The 24,179-nt window shown below is 55.9% G+C and carries 15 protein-coding genes; 3 read left to right on the forward strand and 12 right to left on the reverse strand.

Annotated features, from left to right (window positions below; translation table 11 throughout):
* Positions 1 to 367 precede the first annotated feature (367 nt).
* The 9 genes from AC58P5_RS03530 to AC58P5_RS03570 form a co-directional block, all read right to left on the reverse strand.
* Positions 368 to 2,743, reverse strand: coding sequence for a heparinase II/III domain-containing protein (locus tag AC58P5_RS03530; protein ID WP_497384600.1), 2,376 nt, complete (start codon positions 2,741 to 2,743; stop codon positions 368 to 370).
* Complete coding sequence (locus AC58P5_RS03535; RefSeq protein ID WP_497384601.1) at positions 2,740 to 3,507, reverse strand: SDR family NAD(P)-dependent oxidoreductase; 768 nt, start codon at positions 3,505 to 3,507, stop codon at positions 2,740 to 2,742. The genes AC58P5_RS03530 and AC58P5_RS03535 overlap by 4 nt, the downstream gene beginning before the upstream one ends.
* A 16-nt stretch (positions 3,508 to 3,523) precedes the next feature.
* Entirely contained in the window at positions 3,524 to 4,564 is a 1,041-nt protein-coding gene (locus tag AC58P5_RS03540; protein ID WP_497384602.1) for an SGNH/GDSL hydrolase family protein, read from the reverse strand.
* Between the two features lie 107 nt (positions 4,565 to 4,671).
* Positions 4,672 to 8,391 (reverse strand): chondroitinase-B domain-containing protein, encoded by a 3,720-nt coding sequence (locus AC58P5_RS03545; protein ID WP_497384603.1) that lies wholly within the window; start codon positions 8,389 to 8,391, stop codon positions 4,672 to 4,674.
* A 169-nt stretch (positions 8,392 to 8,560) separates the two neighbouring features.
* Entirely contained in the window at positions 8,561 to 10,369 is a 1,809-nt protein-coding gene (locus AC58P5_RS03550; protein WP_497384604.1) for a cache domain-containing sensor histidine kinase, read from the reverse strand.
* Positions 10,370 to 11,380 (reverse strand): response regulator transcription factor, encoded by a 1,011-nt coding sequence (locus tag AC58P5_RS03555; RefSeq protein ID WP_497384606.1) that lies wholly within the window; start codon positions 11,378 to 11,380, stop codon positions 10,370 to 10,372.
* Between the two features lie 88 nt (positions 11,381 to 11,468).
* On the reverse strand, positions 11,469 to 13,028 hold the full coding sequence (locus tag AC58P5_RS03560) for a type 2 periplasmic-binding domain-containing protein (RefSeq protein WP_497384608.1): 1,560 nt from the start codon (positions 13,026 to 13,028) through the stop codon (positions 11,469 to 11,471).
* A 52-nt stretch (positions 13,029 to 13,080) separates the two neighbouring features.
* Positions 13,081 to 13,947 (reverse strand): carbohydrate ABC transporter permease, encoded by an 867-nt coding sequence (locus AC58P5_RS03565; protein ID WP_497384610.1) that lies wholly within the window; start codon positions 13,945 to 13,947, stop codon positions 13,081 to 13,083.
* 15 nt (positions 13,948 to 13,962) lie between these two features.
* Positions 13,963 to 14,925, reverse strand: coding sequence for an ABC transporter permease (locus AC58P5_RS03570; protein WP_497384612.1), 963 nt, complete (start codon positions 14,923 to 14,925; stop codon positions 13,963 to 13,965).
* Between the two features lie 205 nt (positions 14,926 to 15,130).
* Between AC58P5_RS03570 and AC58P5_RS03575 the strand changes: the two genes are divergently transcribed.
* Together AC58P5_RS03575 and AC58P5_RS03580 are read left to right on the forward strand one after the other, a co-directional pair.
* Positions 15,131 to 15,400 carry a helix-hairpin-helix domain-containing protein gene (locus AC58P5_RS03575; protein ID WP_497384613.1) on the forward strand — a complete coding sequence of 90 codons (270 nt, stop codon included), beginning with the start codon at positions 15,131 to 15,133 and terminating at the stop codon, positions 15,398 to 15,400.
* A gap of 46 nt (positions 15,401 to 15,446) precedes the next feature.
* Positions 15,447 to 16,160 carry a TioE family transcriptional regulator gene (locus tag AC58P5_RS03580; RefSeq protein WP_497384615.1) on the forward strand — a complete coding sequence of 238 codons (714 nt, stop codon included), beginning with the start codon at positions 15,447 to 15,449 and terminating at the stop codon, positions 16,158 to 16,160.
* A 233-nt stretch (positions 16,161 to 16,393) separates the two neighbouring features.
* Here AC58P5_RS03580 and AC58P5_RS03585 read toward each other — a convergent pair whose 3' ends face one another.
* Positions 16,394 to 18,922: a DUF4855 domain-containing protein gene (locus tag AC58P5_RS03585; protein WP_497384617.1), complete on the reverse strand. Its 2,529-nt coding sequence runs from the start codon at positions 18,920 to 18,922 to the stop codon at positions 16,394 to 16,396.
* Positions 18,923 to 19,378: 456 nt separating this feature from the next.
* On the opposite strand from AC58P5_RS03585, the gene AC58P5_RS03590 reads away from it, so the two are divergent.
* Positions 19,379 to 20,449 carry a YncE family protein gene (locus AC58P5_RS03590; RefSeq protein ID WP_497384618.1) on the forward strand — a complete coding sequence of 357 codons (1,071 nt, stop codon included), beginning with the start codon at positions 19,379 to 19,381 and terminating at the stop codon, positions 20,447 to 20,449.
* A gap of 277 nt (positions 20,450 to 20,726) precedes the next feature.
* Here AC58P5_RS03590 and AC58P5_RS03595 read toward each other — a convergent pair whose 3' ends face one another.
* Together AC58P5_RS03595 and AC58P5_RS03600 are read right to left on the reverse strand one after the other, a co-directional pair.
* The gene (locus AC58P5_RS03595) at positions 20,727 to 21,776 is read right to left on the reverse strand and encodes a lytic polysaccharide monooxygenase (RefSeq protein ID WP_497384620.1); all 1,050 of its coding nucleotides are present in this window, start codon (positions 21,774 to 21,776) and stop codon (positions 20,727 to 20,729) included.
* 501 nt (positions 21,777 to 22,277) lie between these two features.
* On the reverse strand, positions 22,278 to 23,894 hold the full coding sequence (locus tag AC58P5_RS03600) for a basic secretory protein-like protein (protein WP_497384622.1): 1,617 nt from the start codon (positions 23,892 to 23,894) through the stop codon (positions 22,278 to 22,280).
* Positions 23,895 to 24,179: the final 285 nt, after the last annotated feature.

Below are 24,179 nucleotides of genomic sequence, written 5' to 3' on the forward strand. Positions count from 1 at the left end.
AAGGAATCGGAGACTCCTACAACGCCGAAAAGGAGCATCTGTACCGGTACAGATGCTCCCCGAAAATTGTTGAGTATCTTCGTGCGGCGCCTTACCCCGGGATGAAAAGTTCGTGTGGTGCCTGGCAGCCCGCCCTAAATCCGCTGCGCATAAAGAATACGGGCAGATACTTTCTAGTGGAAGGTCTGCCTGCCGGATAAGCGCACGCGCGAACCCCGGGCACGCGTTCCGGACTGCTTGGCGCCAGATAGAGCGCTGCGGGTCACGGCTCACAGCTGCCTGCCGAACATGACAAGGGGCACCCTCACCATACCTGGTAAGGATGCCCCTTGTCTATAAAAATCACGGGCTTACAAATTACGGCCAATCACTTCCTGCCGGGTTCAATCAGCTCCAGCCCCCCCTTGTCGGACAAGCGGACTCTGCTAGCGCAAGTTTCCCCGGAAACGGTTCCCCGTGCCGACACTTCGACAACTCCGTCCGAAAGCCATCTAAGCTCTGCCGCATGACCGGCCCGGTAGACATGGATAAAATCGGCTGCCGCTCCCGTATGCCTATGCACAATAGCGGTCAGAAGACTGCTGGGGTCGACGGAATCTCCCGGAGTCTGTACGGTAAGCAGCTCATCACCCGGCCTGACAAGCGCCGTGTGATAAACGGATTCGCCGCCGGCCAGCTGGTACCGCATCTGTACGGAAGCCGGAGCCGCAAGGCCCTGCTTCCCGGCTAACTGAAATCTCCCGCCGGATGCCCTCGTGAGCAAATAATTCATAAGGCTCTCCGCAAGAAGAACGGGATTTCCTTCCCCGTTGCCTTCGAACGCTCCGGCCGCGGCCGGATACCCGATGCTCGGCAGTTCTCCGGCTTCCTCCGAAACAGGCAGTGGCTCTGCAACCGGATGCATCCACCACTCTATGGAGCGCGGCCCGCTGTCGCCCGTATTTACCCGGAACCAGTCCAGCAGCCAGCCGTCCGTCAGCAGGAGATGCCGGTCCAAGGTGCAGCCGGGATACGCCCCGGTCGATTGAAACGACGCGTACAGAGCCTCCTCCGTTTCCTCGAAGCGCCTGCACCGCCCCGTATGTGGCGCCTGTGAGAGGCCATCCAGCGTAACGGTGTTGTGGCTTCGCGATTCAGAGTACCACGCCTGACGCAGGGCGGAACCGTAAGGCACCACCCCGAAGTCGGGCGTCAGTGTCCCGGCCGGATGCATCACGGTGAGATGAAGCTTGTCGAAATGGCCGTGGGCCCCGCCGTGCCCGCCGAAATCGGCGAGGAACGAAAGCGGACTTCCGGCCCTCCGGCCGACGGCGAAGCCGGTGTCCGCCCAAAGCCTCGGGCCTCGCCGGGAATCCGTTCCGCCTCCGGCCGCATCCTGCTGTACGTCCTCGCCGTACAGCAGCGCCTCCAGCCCGCAGCGGCCGCAGGGCGAAGCGAGGGTCCCGCCAAGCTGGCGGTACGCCTCGCGGAGGATCGGCCGCAGGCCGCCGATCCCGTAGCGGGACAGCCCCTGCTCCGCGATCTCGGCGATCTCCCGGGCGTAGGGGCCCCGCTCCATCGGGCCGTCGTGCAGGGCCGGGAGCACGCCCCGGTCGTCGGCCAGATCCGCCATGGCCTCGAACATCCCGCGCATCGACTGGCCGGTCCTGCCTTCGCAGGCGTACAGGTCGATGCCGAACCTCTCCGCCATCCGGGCGGAGATGAGATAGGCGCGCAGCACGAACACATGGTAATACGTGCTGCCTTCAAACTCCAGTCCATCCGCGTTTACCCCGATGGACAGATGGTGCCTGAAGCCCCCTTCGCCTTCGATCAGAGCCTCCAGCGCGTCCTTCCGGCCCTGGGCCGCATAGACGCAGGAAAGGGAAGCGTTCAGCCAGGCGGTATAGTTATTCTCGGCATTTTGCCGCTCGTGGATCAGAATATGACGGTATTCCGTCATACTCTCCTCCAGCATTCTCATGAAGATGCCGAGCGTTTGTGTCTCCTCCTCGCTGAACGATACGCCTTCGTCGCGCAGCAGAAGGTAAGCGCCGAGCAGCGTCGTCGACCAGATGGCTTCGGTCAGCGCCTGATGGAAGGCTCTGCCCTTCAGCATCCATCCCTGCGCGCCGGCGTGCACGGGATAGAGCGGGAACTGCGCCGCATACGCGAGAAGCAGTTCCCTGCCGAGCTGCGCGCAGGATTCGTCGCGCAGGGACGCATGCACGGCAGCCGCTTCCAAGGCGGTCCGCGCCAGCGACTGGTGCTTGAACACCAGCCAGGCGCCCCGGTACTCTTCGCCTTCCAGCATGCACCCGTACGGGCAGTGGAACGACGAAGCCTCCGCTTCGGCCGGATCGAACAACAGCTCCGTATGATGCACCGGGCACACATACTGGTGCCACCAGCCGCCAGGGTCATGCGGAATCGCCAGACTCCCTGCGGCATTCAGCCGGAAAAGCTCCTTCCGGATGGCTTCAGCCGTCTCTCTCGCCCAGGGAAAACGGGCCGCTTTGTCCCGGAGGCTGGCCTGTGACAGGGACAGCGGTTCCGAAGATGCAGCCTTCGTACAGGCCTTCCCGCTCAGATTCTTCTGCGGCATGGCCTTTCCGGGTGCGTCCTGAAACTGCCGCCCGGCATTTTCAGTGCGCGGATGCGCGGAATTGCCCGGCCGCTGCTGTCCGGATGCGTTCCCAAGCCCCTGCCGGGATTCACTGCCATCGTGCATCCTCACTCGCTCCCGCTCCCGTTCTCTTGTCATCTCATCATCATCCCGCCGTTAACCTCGATCGTCTCCCCTGTCAGGTAAGATGCCAGATCAGAGGCGAGATATAGCACCGCTCCGGCCACATCCTCGGGCGTTCCCTCGCGCTGAAGCGGAATGCCGTTAATCGTGGCCTGACGGGCGGTATCCGTCGTAAACGTGGCGTGGAACATCGTGTTCCCGATAAACCCGGGAGACACATTGTTGACGGTAATGCCGCTTCCGGCGGCTTCTTTGGCCAGCCCCTTGGCGTAAGCCATTACGGCGCCTTTGCTGGCCGCGTAAATGCTGGAGCCCGGCCCGCCCCCGTTATGGGCGGCGACCGAGGTCATATTGACGATGCGGCCGGAGCCTTTGGCGGCCATGCCGGGCAGCACCCTTTTGCACATAAAGACGGTGCTCTTGAAGTTGACATCCATGATCCGGCCGTACATATCTTCCGTCATTTCGGCGTTCGGAACACGCTGCACCAGGTGTCCGGCGTTGTTCACCAGAATATCGACGGTGCCGCCGAGGGCCGCTTCCACCTCGCTTACAAGACGGTCGATTTGCGCGAGGTCCGTCACATCGGCCTGGACCAGTACGGCTTCGCCTCCGGCTGCGCGGATCGTTTCCACGACTTCCTCACCCTGGGCCGTATTGCTCAAGCAGTTAATGCCGACTTTCGCTCCGTGAGCGGCGAGAGCGATCGCGACGGCGCGCCCGATTCCCGCATTGGAACCCGTTACAAGTGCAATTTTTCCCGTTAAATCGATAGCCATTTCAAATTCCCCCTGTTTATCGGATAGATGTGCGCAGCTCGGTTAAAGCCGGTTGAAGAAGTTGTGCCAAATGTTCCCCCATGCGGATATGCCCGTAATCGGAAGGATGGATTAGATCAGTCGTCAGGGAAATAAAATCGGTCATGATTTCGCTCCCCTCCAGCAGATGAAGATGTGAATGATTCCGGTCGGAAACATATCGTCTCAGAATGTCATTGAAAAGCAGATCCCGCTTCGTAAACACATGTTCCTCATCCTGAAAAAAAGTCGCCCGGTTCGGATAGATCGTCGTGACGAAAACAGGCTTGTGCGGGTTGCGCCCCGTCACCTCATCGAGCAAATACGTAATCCGGCGCTGGAATTCCGGCGGCTCCATGACACTGCGCATATTGACCCCCAGCTCCAGAAATGCGGCATCCCAGCCGCCGCTCTGCGCCAGATAGTCGGCGGTTTCCTTCTCGCAGTAGCACGTTCCGCTGAGCCCCAGATTTACGACGTCCGCTCCCAGCCGCCGGGCAGCCTGCTGCACGTAGCTGTTGGTATGGCTGAGCGAACCCGCGCCCTGCGTGATGGAAGATCCATAGGCCAGCAGAGTCATCTGCGGCATCTCCGCTTTATGCGGCGGCCGGACCTCGTAACCGAAAGCGTCGACGTCATAAAAAACAGCCGTAAAGCGGTCGCAGTAAATGCGCCACACATCGGATGAAAACGCCCCGCTTTGCAGGGCGGACCTGCGCACCTCGGCAAACCTTTCCGGTTCCTCCAGCTGAAGGGTGACTGCCGTTCCGGCCTTCAGGTCATAAGCGGCGTGGAAAAAATCGCCACGGAACGCATAGACGCGGCCGTCTTTTTCCCGGGCACCGAGCGTGACCCGCACATAGGGCGCTTCCGTCACAAAACGGAGCTCGCATCCGCCGGACTCCGCCGCTTTCGTCCGGCCTTTGGCCGACAGTGCTTCACGGACTTCCCGGGGAAACCGCTGAAGGAGGAGGCCCGGCAATCCCGGCCTCTGCTCCAGCTCCGAAACATTATGAAAATACACTCCGTTATGCAGCATGTTTGCGCCTTTCCCCGCTTATCCGAAAGCGGATAAGATGGCCCGGGAATGACTCCCGGGCTTTTAACATTCTTTTTCAAAAGGATTTTGATAAGTTCTGTGCTTAGTTACGGATCAATCGTCGTGATAAGCAGGACGGGTGCCTTGGCCGGATCCGTTCCTTCGAGGGAAGCGATTCTCGCCTCCCGGTCGTTTTCATTCATGCTCAGCCGGAAGCTGAGAACGCCGTCCTGAGCGGCCTGCAGGTTTTTATAAAACTCCGTGACATCGAAAATCACGTAGCTGCCGCCTGCCAAGGGCGTCTTCGTACCGAGCGGGGTATCGGAATAAGAACGCGCGGGCTGGTCGTTTGCGGTTACCGCCGCCGGATTCCAGCCGTCGTTCCGAATGCCTGTCAGCTGCAGGTCCGAACCCGACTGGGCGGAGGTGACGAACAGCTTCAGCTGGACCGAATCGACCGTTTGCGCGAGCGCCGGGAGGGTTACCTTAACGTAACCGTTTCTGCGGCTGGCCGATTTTCGCTTGATCTGCATCTCGGGCTCCGTACTGAAGTTCGTTCCCGCCTTGTCGGAAAGAATATTGTCCACATATGTGTCTCCCCCGATCGCAAACGGATTCGTGGAAGAAGGACGCACCGTGTATACAACCGCCGGGGCGGTTTTGCCCCCGTAAGCGGCGCTTACCGAGGAAGTGCCCGGACCTGTCGGAGTCAGCTTCCCTTCGGCCGAGACAGCCAGCACGCCCGGCTGGCTGCTTGAGAAGACGGCGCCGGAAGGAACGGGTTCCGTAGACCCGTCGGAATAATGCGCGAGCACGGCAAGCTGTTTCGGCACTCCGCCGAGAGCGAGCTGGGCCGGTACGCCCGCGAGGCTGATTCCCGTAAAAGCGGGTGTTGTCACACTGACGGTGTTACTGGCTGTCGCATGTCCCGAGCTGTCCAGCGCTTCGATCTTGAACGTGTAAGCCGTACCCGGCTGCAGAGAACCCGCCTCGTACGACAAGACATCTCCGAATGCCGTGTCGATTAGAGCGCCGTTGCGGTAAATACGGTAACCGGTAACGCCGGTATCGTCCGAGGCGGCTGTCCATGTCAGCTTCACCGTACGGGGGGAAATGCCGTCCGCCGCCAGCGGATTCGGTGACGACCAGGCAGGCGCTGCGGCATCCGTCCTGCCGTCGGCTTTATACTCATCCGCTCCGACATCGGGGATTCCCGTCCGGGCTTCCCTGTCCATGTCTTCCGTTACGAAAGACAGCGGACCGCCGCTCGCGTAATTGCCTTTGGATGCGTCGATAGCCGGACTGTCCGCTGCAAGCTTCTTATAGGCGATATGGCGCAAGGGCTCATACTCGCTGGAAGCCCACAGCCACGGATAGTCTTGAGGCCCAAACTCCACGGTGGCGTTCTCCATGCTCGGATAGATGACCTTGACCTCGTCTTCCGTCAGCGGCGCGGAATTTCCGGTAACGAGCGGTACGCCTTTCTGCGGGAACATGATGTTGCCCGACCACGTCAATCCCGGTATCGGAGTCATGATGCGGATCAGCTCGTCCCTGGAGCCGACAACGATGTTATTGGCGAAAGTGAGATTTCTCGGCGCCGTTCCGTAGCGGACCATACCAAGCTCGATACCGCTTTTGTTGTTCACCAGGGTGTTGTTGGCGATCACGATATTTTTAGCGATATAGTGGTTGTTCGTCGGATCGATGGGACCCGTCATGTTGTCGTTGTCCCCGGTCGTGAACGCAAGCGTAGCGTCCCAGTTCGTGCCGGTCAGACCTTCGAAATAGTTGTTGTACACTTTGTGGTTCTCGCCGTAGACACGGACTCCGCCGGTGCCGAGCGGAGCATCGTCGGGATCGGGGCTCAGCACCTGACGCCCTTTGCCGATGAACATGTTGCCGTACACGCTGGAGCCGCTGCCCGTACGCAGCGTTACGCTTCCGAGCGACTCGACGAAATAGTTGTAGCGGATAGTGTTGGCTCCGCTTTTCACCGAAACGATCTCTGTATCCGAATCGCAGTGATCGAACACGTTGTACTGGATCGTGGCATGGGCATCGAGGCCGGATAAAACCGATACCCCGATGCGGATGGGCTCCGATTCGTTGGACTGCCGCTCCAGCGTATTGCGGAAGACGTTGTACTCGACTGTATCGTACTGGGTAATTTCGTACGGGATGGTCGAGCCTTCCGGTCGGCTGGATACGCCGTCGAACAGAATGAACTTGCCTCTGTCGCGTTTGTTTTCCATCAAGTTGTGATCGATGCGGTTGTGGTGGCTGTTTGTTCCTTTGATATAAATCCAGTTCGACTTGTCCGCAGCCGTCGTCGTGTTTTGGGAATGGAAATAGTTGTTCGTAATCCGGATGTTGTTGGAGCCGTTCAGGTTAATCCATTTGTCCTGCGGATTCATCCGGAACTCCATATCCTGAATGGTGATATACGAGCTCGTTTCGACCGTTATGCCCGTAGAAGGAAAAACGGCTTTGCCCTTGTGCTGCGCTTTCACGACAATCGGATTCTGCGCGGTGCCGTTCTTGCTGCGGACCGTGAAGCCCGTGTAGCTGCCGTCCGCCAGCTCGATCACTTCTCCGGGCACCGCCGCATTGAGCCGGGTCAGCAGCTCCGCCGTCGTCGTAACGGGCGGCTTAGCGGCCACCTGCGGCACGGCGCTCACCGGCGCGCTTGCGCCGCCCTCGCCCGAAGCGTTCACGGCGCTGACCGTGAAATAGTACGTCTGTCCCGGCGTCAAGCCGGCGGCGGTGTACTCCGTCACCGTAACGGGTGACGCGCTGAGCTTCGTGAAAGGTCCGCCGGCGTTCGCGGACATGCTCACGTTATAGCCGGTGGCGGAAGGCGCGGCCGTCCACGTCAGCTTGACGGCTCCCGCTCCCGAAGGGGACGCCGACACGTCCGCCGGAGCGGACGGGACACCCGGCTGTCCGGGTCCGCCGCCCGTGTAGGCCGCCGCCTGAATATCGTCGAAGGCGGCGGTGCCCGATTGGCTGTAGAGGCCGACCTGCCCCGCCGTCAGCGGAGAGGCGTCGGTGCCCGACAGGACAAGCGTGCCTCCGTAGTAGCCGTCCAGCCTAAGGCTGCCGTCTCCCTGGTGAATCACGTCCAGCTTCAGCGGCAGGTAGCCCTGGCTGTCGAAGGAAGGATTCAGCACCGTATTCGAAACCGATACGCCGCTGGCGTTAGAGGTTCCGGGCGTCTGCGGGACGGCCGTTTTGGAAGTCCCCGTCACCCTCTCCAGGTAAAACTGATAGCTGACCGAATTTTTCTTGGTCGTAAACCGGTAATAGGCCGGCTTCGTACCGTTGACCGAATATTTGGCGGCCAGTCCCGCGTAGGTGCTGTTGGCACCGGTAACCTTTACCCGGCCGGACAATGTTATACTGCCGTCCGTAAGGGCGGGATTATCCGTTCCCCAATAGCCGCTCGCGATCAGATAGGCCGTGCCGCTAGCCGGATCTGTCTGCTGCAGGAAATGATTGACCCCGGAAGAGCCCGGTGCAGGCTCCTCGCCTACGCTCCAGACGTCGCTTCCGCCTGTGACCGCTTTCCAGGGCTGGGCGGCCGTCGGGTTGGCGCCGACCGGAGATGTGTATCCCGTCTGGGAAGAACCGTAGCTTTCGAAAGGCTCAAGCCACGGGCCGGTCAAGCCGGCGGCTGGGGCCGGCTCGGTTAATTCCGCAGGCCCGCTTGTTTCGGTAGCGCTTACAGTTGTGACGAAAGCTAAGGAAAGGCATAGAGAGAGAACCAGCTGCAAACTTAGAAAGACACGGACACGTGCCCTAAAACCCGGCATGCTCTTAATCATCCATCCACCATCCTCTCGGTTTCAATTCATGCCTATTATAAGTTCCGCCGGACCGCAAACCCATGACGCCTTTTAATCTGCATTGTGTTTTTTTAATTTCCGCCGCCTCCCGTAAAATAAAAAAACGCCTGCTCTATACGAGCAGGCCCTGCTTGCTATTGCATCCGGCTCAGGACCCGATGTTCGGAAACCGGATGGAAATCGAGGTTCCTTGGCCCTGGACGCTGCTTACGGACAGGCCGTACTTTTCTCCGAATACGAGCTGAATGCGGCGGTGCACGTTCATCAGCCCGATTCCCCCGTGCCCTTTGCGGCCGACGAGCGTGGAATCCGCGAGCTGGTTGGACTCCAGCTGCCGCTGCAGGGAAGCCAGCTTCTCCGGAGGAATGCCTACCCCGTTGTCCTCGATCACGATTACGAGGTCTCTGTCCTCCTCATCCATCCAGGCATCCAGCCGGATATAATGGTAATCGTCGATACCGTCCGCGAACGCGTGCTGAAACACATTCTCGATAAGCGGCTGAAGCGTGAGGCGGGCCGTTTTTTTCAGGAAAAATTCGGGCGTTATCCGCACATCCAATTCGAAATCCCGGCCTACCCGGTGCTTCATGATCGTCATATAATTCAGCACATGCTTAAGCTCGTTGACGATGGCGGTTTCTTCGATATGCGTCTGCACCGAGTAGCGGAACATGGCGGCGATCGCGTCCACGATTTCCGTGATTTCTTCGGACTGCCGGATCACCGCGTAGCAAATAATATTTTCCAGCGTATTGTACAGAAAATGCGGGTTGATCTGGAGCTGCAGAGACTGAAGCTCGGCTTTCTGCCTTTCCAGCTCCGCGTCTTTCTTGCTCAGCTCGGTTTTGTACAAGGTATCCATCAGCTCGGACAGGCTTGCAACCATCAGATTGTAGCGGTCGATAAGCTCGCTGAATTCATTGCGGGTGCGCAGCTGCGGAATCTTCATCCAATTTCCCTGCTCGGTCTGCCGCATGCCTCTTTTGAGAATATGGATCGGTTTCGTGATGACCCGGCCGAACCGGTACGAAATGAGCAGCGCGATAAGCAGGGTGATGCCTCCGACGAGAAACGATAAATACCGGATGCTGGCGATGGGCCTGTTAATGTCTTCGGTCGGAATCGACACCATGAGATTCCATCCCGTGTACGAGGACTTCCGGCTGACGATCATCCGCTCTTCTCCGAACGAGGCGTCCGTGAACGAAGTCAGCTGCTTGTTTTCGAGCTTGGCCAGCAGATCGCCGCCTATGACCTTGCCGATTTGTGTTTTATCCGGATGATGCACAATCCTTCCTTCATGATCCACAATGGAAAAGAATCCGCCTCGTCCGAGGTTGACTCCCTTCCAAAGCGTGGAGAACTCATCCGACTTAATCTGAATCGTCAAAATGCCCTTGAATTCGTTAAATACCTGGCCGTGTATTTTACGCGAGAGCGTAATGAGCTGGGTGTCGCTTTCCGAAAACACGCTGTTATTGATGATCGTCAAATTGCCGTTGGCATCCGTTTCCTTGTCCAGCTCCTCCAGCGTCGCTCCGGGAACAGGGTCCTGGATAATTTTCAGGGCCGGGTTTACGAAGTACACCCAGTTCTTGTTGTAATCCGTCAAATAAACGGTCATAATCTCCGGCGTTTTCAGAAAAAGCGGATCGATGACCTGCTTCTTAAGCGTATCGGTATATTGAAAATACGCATAATCGTCCTTTGGCGGCGAATCGAGAAATTTTCTAATATCCGGGTGGGTAAAAAGGGAAAGATGGGCGCGTTCGTACAGCTTCAAATACAGATCCGTATGGTTGACCGCGTTGGTTACCGCTTCGATCAGATGCTGTTCGTTCTGCTGCCGCAGCTGACTGGAAGAAATATGGTAGGAAAACCAGCCGATCGACGACGCCGTGATAATCACGACAATCGCGATGTAAATAAAGATGGTCCGGGACAACGTCTTCTTCATTTATTTGATGCCCAGCTGCTGCCGGTATTCTAGCGGGGAAACGCCGGTCACTTTTTTAAACATCCGCGAAAAGTGAGGGTAATTCTCGTAGCCGACCTCGTATGCGATATCGTTGGTGCGGTAACGCGGAATTTCCAGCAGCTTTTTGGCCAGCTCGATCCGCTTGAGGATCCGGTACTGGACGAACGTTTCTTTGTGCACTTTTTTGAACAAAAAGCTTAAATACTGCGGGGTGATGCCCAAATAATCGGCCGTGTCTTCCAGCGACAGTTCCTTCGTGATATGAGCGTCCATATAGTCTTTGGCCTTCAGCATCAGATCCTGTCCCCCTCTTTGCAGCGCGAGCTCGTCGATGATTTTCAGGATACTGACGTGCAGCATTTCGAAATAACGAAGATGATCGCCCGAATCCGGAATTTCCCCGACTACCGGGTAAAACCCTTTTAGGGCAAGCCTTTTCTTCAGCATCGGAAGACAATCCTTCAACAGCTGGACAAAATCGTAGTCCGTCCGGGAGGCTGTAAGACAGTAAAGCTTGAGCTGCTCAAAATACGTTTCCACTTCCTCGATCCGCATCGACCACACCGAATCCGCTATGTTCCCGATGAGATCCTCGTACTTGGAAATGGACAGAGCCGGATTCCCCTGCGAAATGAGCCGGCCCAGCAGGTCTCCGATTTTAGCGGGTGTAAACGGTTTCAAAATATATTCTTTTACACCGTACGAAATACAATTCTGCGCATATTCAAAATCCCCGTACCCGGAAATGATCACCTTCTGCACGAGAGGGTATTGGTCATGCACCTGTCTGCACAGCTCCAATCCGTCCATTTTGGGCATACGGATGTCGGTTAAAAGAAGCTGCGGCAGGGACTCCTTCATCCGTTCAAGCGCCTCCTGCCCGTTGCCGGCGGTTCTTACCCACTCGAAATCGTACGGCAGCTGCCCCAGCATGGCGACCAGCCCCTGGCGGATCAACGGTTCATCGTCGACAACCAAAATTCGCTTCATGCCTCCCCCTCCTTCTTATAAAGGATCTGATGTTCTGGATGGCAAAAAACATTTATCCGCCCCGGAGAGTGGATAAATGTTTAATCCCTTATTTCGAATCGCCGAGCTTGACGCCTTCTTTATTGTTATACCGCTCGGTTGCTTCCTTAATGATATCATTTCCGCCTTTGGCTTTCCATTCCTCCAGCACCTTCGGCCAATCGGAAATCGGTTCCTTGCCGTATACCATTTTGAGCATATGGTCGAGGATGACCGGCGGCATATCGGAGAACTTAAGCCCCGCATCGGTGAATTTGGCGCTGGACGTAAGCTCCGGTGCGAACGAGATGCCGTCCCGGCCTTCTTTGGCCACGATCGTATCGAATTGATTGATGAGCTTCTTTCCGTCCTCCGTCTGGTTCAGCAGCGTACGGTTCAGAGCCGTATCCTCGACAAGGCGCAGAATGACCGAGCGGAACTGCTCCTCGTACGTTTCTTCCGGCGTTTTAGGCTGCTTGTAGACCACTTTGCCGTCCTGCGTCTGATACGTGTCGCCTTCGATCCCGAAGTTGAAGAACTTGTCGCCCTGCTCGGTCACCATGAAATTGAGCATTTTGACGATGGCGGCCGCCTTCTCTTTGCTCACCTTGCTGTTGATATATGTCAATCCGCCGGTATAACTGTACTTCATCATGCCGCCTTTGCCGTCGTCGCCGACCGGAGACGGGATGATGACGACTTCGGATTTCGGATTCGTCACCTTCGTCGTGTTGATCCATGTCATGAGCAGGTTGGCGTTGTGATTCCAGATGCCGGATTTGCCCGCATTGATGTTGTTCGTCCATTTGTTGCCGTCCACGCTGGCGAAGTCTTTGGTCATCAGCCCTTCGTCGTACATGGTTTTGTAAACCTGAAGGGCTTTCTGCATCTGCTCGACTTTAAAGAACTTCGGCACGACCTCGTCGCCGATTTTCTCGAACATCGTGCTGTAAGGCATCACATCGTAAGCGCCGAAAATAAAATCGGAATAGACGAAGTTTTGCCGGAAAGCGAACGGCTGCTCGACCCCGTTCTTTTTCATGGCCCGCAGCACATTCAGAAATTCATCGATCGTCTTCGGAGCGGGCAGCCCCGTCGCGTCCAGAAGATCTTTGCGGATAAACGTGGCTCTGCGGGTCGGTACCGATAAGTATTCCGGAATGGCATAGATTTTCCCTTTGTATTTAACTTCCTCCCACGCTTCTTTTGGAATCGCTTTCAATAAATCTTGACCGTATTCTTTCAAAAGATCGTCAAGCGGCATGAACAACCCGCCTTTTATCGCGCCGAGCATATCCGGCCCTTCCGGGAACATACCCTGGATGGTATTCATGACGTCGGGGAGGTCGTTGCTGGCAAACATGAGAGCCGTCTTGGGTTTAAATTCGGCATGCGGTACCAGCTTGATATCCAGCTGTACGCCGGTCATCTCGCCGAGCTTTTTCACCCATTTGTCGTTGTTGATATCGGCGCTGGCGAGCGCATATTTGTTCAAGGAATCGCTCAGCGACAAAGATACTTTCACCGGCCCCGACGATTCCTTCGGATTGGCTCCCTGGCCCGAGCAGGCCGTCAGAGCCAAAGATGCGGTCAACGTGAGGAGCAGCGCGCTTTTTTTCCATCTTTTCATGTGGATATCCCCCTTGAGTACGTGTGCCTAACCTGGTTAAAAGCATCTTGCATTAAGACTTGATCGATCCGATCAGCATGCCTTTAATAAAATGCTTCTGCAGGAACGGATAGACAAGCATGATCGGGATCGTCGCAATGACGATGACCGCCATTTTGAGGCCTTCCGGCGACAAGTTGGCTATATCGCCCGCCGTATTGGCAAGGTCCGAGGAATCCGTGACGACGTATTCCCGCAGCTTCACCTGGAGCGGGAACAAAGCCCGTTCGTTTATATAATAAAGCGCGTTGGAGTAGTTGTTCCAGAGGGCTACGGAATAAATGATGCTCATCGTGGCCATCGCCGGCTTCGAAAGCGGCAGAATCATCGTCCACAGGATGCGCAGCTCCCCCGCCCCGTCTATCCGGGCCGACTCGATCAGTTCGTTCGGGATCGACTGGAAGAAAGAGCGCATCACGAACAGGTTAAACGCGCTGATCGCGCCTGGGAGCATCAGGGCCCACAGGCTGTCGAGCATCCCCAGCGAGCGGATGAGCAGGTAGTTCGGGATAAGCGGCGCGTGGAAGATCATCGTGATCAGCACGAGCACGAGAATCCCTTTGCGCTCCCTGTATTCGGTCCTTGACAGCGGGTAAGCCAGGCTGGCCGTCATCACGAGCGCGATCAAGGTTCCGGCGACCGTAACGAGGGCGCTGATGCCGAACGCCCTCCAGATCGCCGACTGCTGGAGCACGGTGGTATAATTCGACAGCGTCCAGTCGGAGGGCCACAGCAGTACGCTTCCGTCGCTGAGCGCTCCGGCCCCGCTGAACGATTTGGCCACGATGTTCAGGATCGGCAAAATCATGGCAAGTGAGATCAGAAGCAGCAGCACGGGATTGAGCAGCGCCGTCTTGCTTTGTTTTTCCAAGGGAGACAAGCTTGTTCCTCCTTCCTAGTATAATCCTTCTCCGGTAGTTTTTTTGCTGAATTTATTCGCCGATACGATAAGCACAAAACCGATCACGGACTTGAACAGGCCGATTGCCGTCGTGTAGCTGTATTCCCGCTGAATCAGGCCCACTCTGTAGATGTACGTGTCGAGAATGTCGCCGCTTCCGTTCGTCAAGGGATTGAGGAAAACGAAAACCCTTTCAAAACCGAGATCCAGAAAATTCCCGATCTGCAGCAGAAACAGAATCGTAATCGTCGGCATGATCGACGGAATCGTAATCGAGAACGTCTGCTTCCACCGGCTCGCTCCGTCCATCTGTGCGGCTTCGTACAAATCGGGGTTGATGCCGCTCATGGCCGCGAGATAAATGATGGTGCTCCACCCGGCGTCCCGCCAGATCCCTGAGCTTACGATAATGGAGCGGATGTACGAATCCTCCCCCATAAAGTACACCGGTTCCCGGCCGAAGAGGCCGAGGACATAATTGATGGCGCCGCTCGTCGGGGACAGAAGCTCGATCACAATCCCGCCTACGACGACCCAGGACAGGAAGTGAGGCAGATAAACCGACGTCTGGACAAAACGTTTGTAAGCCGCATTGCGCAGCTCGTTCATCATCAGCGCCAGGATGATCGGAATCGGGAAGCCGAACAGCAGCGTGTAAAACCCGATGGCGAGCGTATTCCCCAGAATGCGCCAGAAATCCGCGTACTCGATCATCCGCCTGAAATTGTCGAGCCCGACCCAATCGCTTTGCCAGATTCCCGCGAATATGTTGTAATCCTGAAACGCCATCACAGATCCCGTCAGCGGGATATATTTGAAGATCAGGAAATACGCGATACCCGGGAGTGACAAGAGGTATAACACTTTGAACCGGCTGTAATAGGAGAAAAAACCGGCCTTCTTCCTCGTACGCTGTTTTTTCATTTCGGCTCCGAGACCGGCCCCGCTGTAGCTCACATTCCATCACCCTTGCTTTGTTTGGTATGATTGAAGTGTACCTTACGGGCTGCTCAATCGGGATACCGTGACTTAACATGAGTTATCTTTTTTTAAGGTTCCGCAATTCCTAAGAAAAAACATCAACGGCCCCGTGGTATAGTAAGCTTAGTTTTATCCGCTCCCGAGAAAAGACACCCTTTATTTACGGAGAGGAGGTAACTTTGTGCCGAGTAACATGTCTGACCAACCGGATAAAAAAGCCGCGGCGTCCGGACCGGAATCCGATTTTCCCGCAGGCTTGTCCAAGCCCGCTCTCCGCGCGCTTGCCGGAGCCGGTTTCCTGCGGCTGGAGCAGCTGACCCGGGTCACCGAGAAAGAGCTTCTGCAGCTGCACGGCATGGGTCCCAAGGGGATTGAACTGCTGCGCCCCGCCCTGGCGGCCAAGGGCCTGTCTTTCGCCGCAGGGTCCGGAGCATCCGGTACATCGTCTTGAACAAACGCTGAAACCGCCGCTTTCCGTGCGGAGAAAGGTCCGAGACATGGAGTACTACAAGCCCGTCGACATTGCCCGAAAACTGAACATCAGCACGAGCGCCTTGCGGCATTACGAATCGTGGGGCGTCGTACCGGCACCGGACCGGGCCGCGAACGGGTACCGCCTGTACACGAAGCTGCACCTGGCGTATTTCCGCTGTCTGCGCGCCATGTTCCCCGCCTTCGGCGTCGGACTCAGCTGCGACGTGCTTCGCCATATCCAGCGCGGCGATATGGACAGCGCGTTCTGGCTTGTGAGCCATGAACAGTCCGTCCTCCAGCATGAAAAAGCGGTGGCCGACAAGACGCTCGCTCTCCTTCAGGACCCCGAGCTGCCGATCCTGGCCAACAAAAAGCTGAAAAGCGCGATGACCATCGGCGAGGCCGCCTCTCTGACCGGTGTCCAGGACTCCGCTATCCGTCACTGGGAAAAGGAAGGGCTGCTCAAGCCGGGAAGAGATCCGGACAACGGGTACCGCATTTTTACGCCTATGCACATCCGCCAGATTCTGCTGATCCGCACGCTGCGGAGAACGGTTTATTTTCTGGAACGAATGAAGGATATCGTACAAGCCGTGGAACACCAGAGCATCGGAAAGGCGAAAAAAGTGACGGAGCAAGCGCTCCTAAGCATCCATGAAAGAAACCGGCAGCAGTTCCGGGCTGTCTCTGAGCTCGTCGAGCTTTGCAGAGAAGTCGGATTAATGGAACGGGATTAACCTGATCGGAACGCTTGCATTTTCATACAAAAAAAACCGCCCGCTTCCTTCAAGGGAAGCGGGCGGCGGTTCTTCGGGCCTGACTGTGCGTATACGTGCCAGACGTACGACAGGATCAGGCCCCTTTCTATTTTCAAGTCATCCTTTACCTGTAATCGTTAGTCACTGCTTGCACTCCTTAGTTCATGTACGCAGTCACCGTCCGGAATGAACAGCTCCGCGCCGGTCAGTGCCTACTTCAAGATTTTACCTGCCACGGCAGAGAGGTCCTGATTGTCGATTTTACCGTCCTTCTTGATATCCAGATGCTTGACCTGCTCCCAGTCCGGACTTTGTTTCGTTTTTCCGTACGGAGCCGCCACGATGGCCAAATCTCCAACGCTCATTTTGCCGTCTCCGTTATAATCGCCCGGCACCGATCCCGGGGTTTGTACCGTCAGGGACGAAGGCGCAGCCTCCGCTTCTTTTCCCTCGCGGTCGCCAAGTACCGCACTCGTGACGGAGACGACTCCTTTGATCGTCTGATTATCCTTTTTGCTGTGGAAGGTGAATTCCAGCAGCTTGGCGGGACCCGTCACGGCATGGCTGTCTCCTTGACTGGCCATCAGCAGCCGGAGCTGTCCCGGCGTTTTTTTGTCGGTTTCGAGCAGGGAGATTCCGTCCAAGACGGGCTTCGCGGACACAAACTCCATAAAGGCGGCATCATATTCGACTTTAATATCCTGCGCGTATACCGCCTGCGATCCTCCGGTCAGCCCGTAGGTAACGGAGAACTTCTCCCCCGCCGGAACCGTTCCGCTGCCTGTCAAAACGGTCTGCCAGCCCGTCTGCCCTGCCGCAATCGTCACCGTCACCGTGGCGACGTTGGAATCGTTCTTGCCGTCGCTGACTTTGAACGTGAACGTGTCGGTTCCCGTCTGGCCCTCGCCCGGCGTATACGTGAACGTCCCCTTTGACGCATCCGTCACGGCCGCCTTTCCCTTGGCTCCGTTGCGCACGATGCTGTAAGTCAACGGGTCGCCGTCCGCATCCGCCGCCGGCAGCGTGCCGGAGACAGCCGTATTCGGCGGTGTGCTGAGCGCGCTGTCTGAAGCAACGGGAGCCCCTCCCGCCGGCGCCCCGCCTTTGGTGAACTCGTAGAGCTTATCGTACAGGCCGCGGATTTCCGGATCGGAGCTTGCCGCCGCCTGGGCCATGACAGGCCCGCTGCCTTTATAGTAAGCCTTGAAGGAGCTTCCCTTAAAGCCGAACTGCTCGCCCGCATCCAGGTATTCCAAGAATCTCTTGCGGAATACGGCATCGGTCAGCATCCGGTCGTCAAATTCAAGCTCGACGCCCATTCCCAACCTCTTGGCCGTTTCGGCCGCGTCTTGCAGGCGGTCTATGTTTTGAGGTTCGAAATAATAGTTCGGCTGGTAAGTGACCGCGTCGAATCCCACATCTTTCCACATATAACTTTTGTACGCGAGGGAATGGGGAATCCAGAACGACTTCAGCCCTTTCTCGTGAACGAGACCGTTCGTAAAGCGTAGAAGATCCGGCCCCGTGCTGCTCGTTCCCACCTGCTCCTGCAACCAGTAGTAACCGGAAAGCTCCAGATTGGAATAGTGCTTTTCCTCAAACTTGCGGCTGACCTCGTCGATCCACCAGCGGATCACCTTCTGCCGGTTGGCGATGGCTTTATCCTTGCCGACCACGCCCTCGTTGAAATTCTCGGTGACGCCGTCTCCGTCGATATCCCCGAAATCGGTTGTATATTCGCCCGGATTAGGGATCATCATGACCGTTTTCGTTTTGTGGCCGGGCTGTCCCAGCTTCTGGCCGACTTCCTTCGTCGCTTCGTTCAGCTGATCCAGGTCTCCCTGAGCTGCGAACGTTTTGTCCAGGTACCATTTCCAGTCCGTCAGCAGGCCCCCCCCTTCTCCGAAATCGCGTCCTTGAGGCGACATCAAGCCGAGGACTAGGACTCCGTCAAAAAACCAGTCGACGGGCTTTCCTTCCTTGTTCACGTAGCCGATCTCGGGAACCAGTTTTTCCTTCGTCATTTTGACGCCGTCCGAGTAGTACCCGTTGTACAGCAGCGACAGGTTGCGGATTCCGGCCGTATTTTCACCGGGCTGCATATAGTCGAAAGCTTCCGCAGGCACCTGCTTCGCTCCTTCGATTTTGCCGTCGTCTCCCCAGATCTCGATCTCGTCGATAAACTCCCACGCCTTCGGATGCATAGAGAACATCACTTTGACATAACGAGCATAGGCCATCTTCGCATCGGAGCCCGCATTCGGGATGCCGTCCTTGCTTCCGTCCCACGTATAGAACTGGTCGACAGGAGGACCGTCCACCCACAACTGCTCCGTCGCTTTATGGGCAACCGTGCCCCAATTCTGCTTGTCGTCGGACACATACATGGAGACTGTCAGAGGGAAAAGAACCGCCGATCCCGGCCAATCCTGCATAAAATGCGCCCGGATCTTGGAAATAGACTTGGCCTCGCCCAGATCGAAAACAATTTCACGGGTCTGCTTATTCAAGCTTCCGACCCAGGACGGATCCGTCACATTAGCGCTGCCAATCACTCCGTCGGTAAGCTTACCGGTCGTATCGGGATAGCTTGAATGGGGAGCTTCGGACCATTCGTACTTCAAGCCTTTGGCAAGATTGCGCATTTCAGGCTGAGCCTGGGCGCCGTATGCCTGGGGAAGCATCGTCGCCATCAGGGTCATTCCCAGGGCCAGCGATAGCCATTTTTTCTTCGAACTCATAATTTCCCTCCTAAAATGAATGGTATGTAAGCGTCTACACTGTAACCTTAAGAGACCTGCCTTTCGAATAAAAGAGATAACTTCCGACTTTTATATACACTTCTTTACTTCTTGCCTTCCGCTCTCGCATTCTCACTTATCCCGTGAAAGACCATTACGGCCTTCTATTTTCTTCCCTCTAGACGTAAATGAAACGGACAAAAGGCAAAAAAACCGGGCGACCACGGCATTCCGCGGTCGACCAGTTTTTGAAGGTGATTGGACCCGCCTTCGTTTCCCTCTTCTTTTTTTTGCCGTTCAGGCCGGAGATCTGCTTCACTTTGTTAGCCGGCAAAATCAGCCAACCCCCACAAAAAGTCAAGCTTGATAGCTTCTCGTATGGGCAGATGCATAAGCAGTCGCCTTGATCCTGAATAAAGTGTCTTAGTTCCCTATAGAAAGGCAGGACTGCGATCCATGCTGAAAGCAACCCATATCCAAAGAAAAAAAACACCGAGAGTCATTGCTTCGATACCTGTCGATTCTCCCCTGCATGTGGCCGTTAACCGCAAAACGAACCGGGTGTATGTAACCCGGAGTCTGGATGCGCTGGCTGTCATCAACGGTCTTACAAATCGTGTCATCAAAACCATTCCTATTGACAATGCCCCGAATTACCTTGTGGTCAACGCCCGAAAAAACCGGGTTCACACGTTAAACACGGCGGTAACGGCGAATCCCCGCGGATTTACCGGAAGCGTGAGTCTGGTGAACGGTGCGACGAACCGGTTGGTTTCGTCCGTTAACGTCGGCAAGGACGGCGCGGCTATCGCCTTGAATCTCGCAACCGGCCGGGTATATGCCGTCAATGCGGGCAGCGACTCGGTCACCGTAATCAACGGCCGGACCAACCGCGTCGTCACAACCGTTAAAGTGGGCGACACGCCGTTTTACGCGGCCGTCAATCCGTTCACCAACCGGATCTACGTGTCCAACAACAGCGCCGGCACAGTTTCCGTCATCAACGGAGCCATCAATAAAGTAATCGCTACCGTTAAAGTAGGCACAGGACCAGACACCATAGCGATTAATCCCCTGACCGACCGGATCTTTGTGGCGAATACGAACAGCAGCACCGTTTCGGTCATTAACGGGAAAACGAATAAAGTCATCAAAACGATCCGCGTGGGCGCATTTCCATCCGATATCAAAGTCAACGTAAGAACCGGCCGGGTCTACACCGCAAATTCGTCCGGCAATACGGTTTCCGTCATCAGCGGAAAAAAACTGTCGGTTATCGACACGATCAGGGTCGGAAGCCAGCCTTCCGTTCTCGGTATCGATACAAAGAAGAACCGCATCTTCGTCGCTAACGATTCTCCGAATTTATTGCGGGGAACCGTTTCGGTCATCAGCGGTTTCAAGAACAAGGTTATTGCCACCCTTAAGGTCGGTGCCCGGCCGTCGGATCTCAGCGTCAATTCCAAAACGCACCGGGTGTATGTAACCAACAGCAACGGAGACAGCGTTTCGGTTATCCGGTCTTAGTCCAGGCGCTGGGGACAGCAAGACAACGAGACGGCGGGCAACCACTCGAAGTCACCCCGCGTCCGCGGTCTCTTACCCCTCAAAGATTATCCCTCCGGCCTTGACTGCCGGTAGGGAATAAGGAAGCCCGGTCGTTCATCCGGATGAACGGCCGGGCTTCCTTTCCGCTTAGGATGCGGCATGATTCCCGCAGAAGATGTCCGGGACGGGCCCGCCGCATAAAAAAGATGACTCCCGAATATTCGGAAGTCATCCTGGGACTTGTCAGCGTCGGCTGTTAAGAAATTACTTTCCACACGCCGGAGCTGCTGCTTGGCGTTTCACCTTGCGTCCACCATTTGGCTTCGTAGTTGACGCCGTTGTGAGTCACCTTGCTTCCGCCCGTATAAGCGGTCGAAGCGTTCCAGGCCGGATAAGTCGTGCCTACGATTGTCGTGAAGCTGGCGGTGTTGCTTGCCGCCGATACATTGCCGGCAGCGTCAACCGCTTTGACCGTAATAGCGTAGGCCGTATTCGCCGTCAGCCCCGTCAAGTTGAAGCTGAGCGCTCCGCTGGTCGTGCCGATTTGAGTGGAACCGTTGTAGATCCGGTAGCCGGCTACACCGACATTGTCGGAAGACGCCGTCCAGGATACGGTAGCGCTTGTAGCGGCAACTTTGGAAGCCGTCAGGCCCGCAGGCGCCGTCGGAGCGGACGTGTCTGGAGTTCCCGGAGATCCGCCGAAGTTTACGTCGATTACGTTGTAGAAAGCGTTGGCCGTATCGGCGATTTCCCAAACGGCCAGGATAACTTGGTATCCCGTTCTGCTCGGAACGTTACAAGTGTCGGAATACGAACCGGAAGGTTGCCCCTTGTACGGCACGTTGCAGAAAGGAGTCAGGTCGAAAGAAGCGCGGCTCAGAGGCGCGTTCGGGTTCCAGTCCTGCTTCGTAATGTAATATTTCCAAGCGGACGTGGCATGCGGAACTTTCAGCGTCCAGTTGAATGTCGTCGGGCCCGGGCTGAGGTTTACTTTGGTCCAGCGGGTGGCCGACTGCTCGTCCAGCGGTGCGAACTGGCCGTTGGCGCTTGCGATTTTACCGTCGGCGGGTCCTGCAGCGGGGAAGCCTTTGAGCGCTTCGAGGCTGTAAGGCTCGTAAATAATCAGACCGCAGTTTTTGTTCACACCGCTGGCGCAAAGAGCGGCACGGCTGGACGGGTTACTGACATACCCGTGAGCGGAAGCTTTATTTTCCAGCAGAAGAAGCATGGCGATGGACAGCATGAGCATAATAGCCCCGGCCGCAAGCATCTTGATCATCCCTTGATAGGGCAAACGAATGGTCACTATAAATTCCTCCTTTTAATGGGCAATGAAAATGAGAGCGTTTTAACAAATGCCGGCGCTCAAGCCGGGTCTGGCTTTAAGTTACTAGCGGGCAGCGGCAAAAATTATTCCTGCGGATACCCCTGCATCCTCCTCCTTTCATAGGTTCGCGGCCTGACTCCATACAAAGCTTACCGCCTCTTTCCTCATTGCGTCAGCGTGCGTAAGCGATTTCAAAAACAGCCTGAAAATAAGCTGCATGGCCACAGCCATTCGGCTAGAACGTGGAACCGGGCGCACACCGCCGAAAATACACCTCATATTATACCTCATATTACAAATTATACAAGAAAATGATACAAATGTTTCTTTTCTTTTTGCGACAGCGTAATAACGGTTATTTTCACCTAATTCAAAAAGATACACCCGCAGAAAACGGATGTGTTTTTTAATGCCACGGTTCTATCAAAAAAGAAAGGCTGCCGGTTTCCGGCAACCTATACTTATAAATCCCGTCGGCAACTAATTAGGAAGTGTCGCCTGATATTCCGTCCAAAGCGTATTTACGTTCGTGCCCGTAAGCTCCTGGATTTTGCCCTCTGTCCAGTCCTGTCCGTCGAACGGCGTCAGGCTGGCATTCAGCTGGCGGATAAATCCGGGCTTTTTCGTGTCCTCGATCCAGCGGAAGAAGTTGCCGGTAATGCCGTAGCCGTCCTGCCACGTTCCGCCCTTGGTCATGCTGTAGCGGTCATGGTAGCCGACTGCGAAGCGGAGCGTATCCGCAAGGCCCTCGACCATGTAGCTGACCCCGCCGACACTTTTGTCCGCATACCGGTTGTCGTCGTACTGGTAGCAGTGTGTCAGCTCGTGGTAAAGGACGCCGAGAATTTCGTCACGCACCGATTTGTTCGGATCGTTCGCGATATCACGCAAAAACCGGGAGCTGAAGCCGACCGTTTTCTGGATGTGGTCACCAGACGCCCAAGCCACTCCGGGAACATCTTCGATCGTAACCTTGATTTTCTGCACGCCTCCCTGCAGCTCGCCGGGATTGTTGTACAGCAGCTCATTTACTTTGCGCACGATCACCCGGATATCGTCCGTCGCATTAGGCAGTGCCTGGTCGAACAGCTGACCGTTGCCTGCGGCGTCAAGATTTTGGACCTCGATGACCGGGTTCACGGCATGCCACATGTCATTCTTGCGCGAAAATTCGACTTCAGCGAGCTGCAGGATGCCCCCGCTGTGATTGGTAATGTTGTTCAGCCGGTAGTATTGATAAGCGGTATTATTGCCGTTCAAAACGTAATGATTTCGCTGATGCCGGAGTCTGAACGATTCATTGCTCTTGGTATCCAGATTCGTCCATGTGGCGTTATCGTTAGAGCCTTGAAGCACCCAGCTTTTGGGATCGCGCTCGGGAGAGTCGTTGGCCGCCGAAAGCGCGTAACCGTCGATCGTGACCGGTGTGCCGAAGTCGAATTTCAGCCAGCCCGCAGCATTGAACGTCAGCCATTTGGTCACGCTGGTTCCATCGACAAGATTTTCTTTGCCTTCGCTTGGCGCATTTTCAGCGCTGGCCGTAACGGTCGGCTTAATCGTGGTCCACGTATCGACGGAGCCGTCGAATAATTTGATCTCCGAGATCTGGAGGATTCCACCCGACTGGTTTGTAATGCTGTCAAATTTAAAATATTTAAAAGAGGACGCGTTCGCTAACGAGTAGGATTTTGTCTGATAGCGGTATGCAAAAGCTTCATTTTGCCGGGTATCGAGTACGGTCCACGTCGATCCGTCATTGGAGCCTTTGAGCACCCAGCTTTTCGGGTCTCTTTCGGGAAAATCTTCAGCAGCCGTAATCGAGTAAGAGGTGACCGTTTTCGCGGTGTCGAGTTTGACTTGAATCCAGCCTGTGGAACTGAACGTAAGCCATTTTGAATAAAGAGACTGGTCGAATGCACTTTCCTTGGTCTGGGTCGGCGCATATTCGCCGCTTGCCGTTACGGAGCCTCCCGCCGCCACATTTTTGGGGGTAGTCGTAGACGTCGTTTGAGCCGCCTCTGCCGTAGGAACGCCGAAACCGCCGATCAGGCTCAGTCCCAGAAAAGCCGCTGCCGTCAGGTAAGTCAATTTTTTCATGTTTTCTCCATCCTTCTCTCTCGTTTTGGTCAAATCCGGGGTTCACCGCTTTTGCCGGCAAACTTTCTATCACCTCTCTATCAAAACGGACAAACTCTCTCTCATTTTAACAGAAATATGTAATTTTTATCTATTAAGGTTTTTTGTGACTTTTCTAAAAAAATCTGAATTTATGCCAATTGAAAGCCGCTTCCCGCAAAAGGAAACGGCTCTCAGGAAGATCGCCGGCATATCCGCAGGAATCCGTCTCCCTCTTTATCCGTTCACGCCGACCTCCGCCGCCCC

It is taken from the genome of Paenibacillus sp. JT31N7 (assembly GCF_059692095.1).

Coding starts and splice junctions, on each gene's coding strand:
- AC58P5_RS03530 (WP_497384600.1), bottom strand. CDS start 2,743: ATGACAAGAGAACGGGAGCGGGAGCGAGTGAGGATGCACGATGGCAGT.
- AC58P5_RS03535 (WP_497384601.1), bottom strand. CDS start 3,507: ATGGCTATCGATTTAACGGGAAAAATTGCACTTGTAACGGGTTCCAAT.
- AC58P5_RS03540 (WP_497384602.1), bottom strand. CDS start 4,564: ATGCTGCATAACGGAGTGTATTTTCATAATGTTTCGGAGCTGGAGCAG.
- AC58P5_RS03545 (WP_497384603.1), bottom strand. CDS start 8,391: ATGATTAAGAGCATGCCGGGTTTTAGGGCACGTGTCCGTGTCTTTCTA.
- AC58P5_RS03550 (WP_497384604.1), bottom strand. CDS start 10,369: ATGAAGAAGACGTTGTCCCGGACCATCTTTATTTACATCGCGATTGTC.
- AC58P5_RS03555 (WP_497384606.1), bottom strand. CDS start 11,380: ATGAAGCGAATTTTGGTTGTCGACGATGAACCGTTGATCCGCCAGGGG.
- AC58P5_RS03560 (WP_497384608.1), bottom strand. CDS start 13,028: ATGAAAAGATGGAAAAAAAGCGCGCTGCTCCTCACGTTGACCGCATCT.
- AC58P5_RS03580 (WP_497384615.1), top strand. CDS start 15,447: ATGGAGTACTACAAGCCCGTCGACATTGCCCGAAAACTGAACATCAGC.
- AC58P5_RS03585 (WP_497384617.1), bottom strand. CDS start 18,922: ATGAGTTCGAAGAAAAAATGGCTATCGCTGGCCCTGGGAATGACCCTG.
- AC58P5_RS03590 (WP_497384618.1), top strand. CDS start 19,379: ATGCTGAAAGCAACCCATATCCAAAGAAAAAAAACACCGAGAGTCATT.
- AC58P5_RS03600 (WP_497384622.1), bottom strand. CDS start 23,894: ATGAAAAAATTGACTTACCTGACGGCAGCGGCTTTTCTGGGACTGAGC.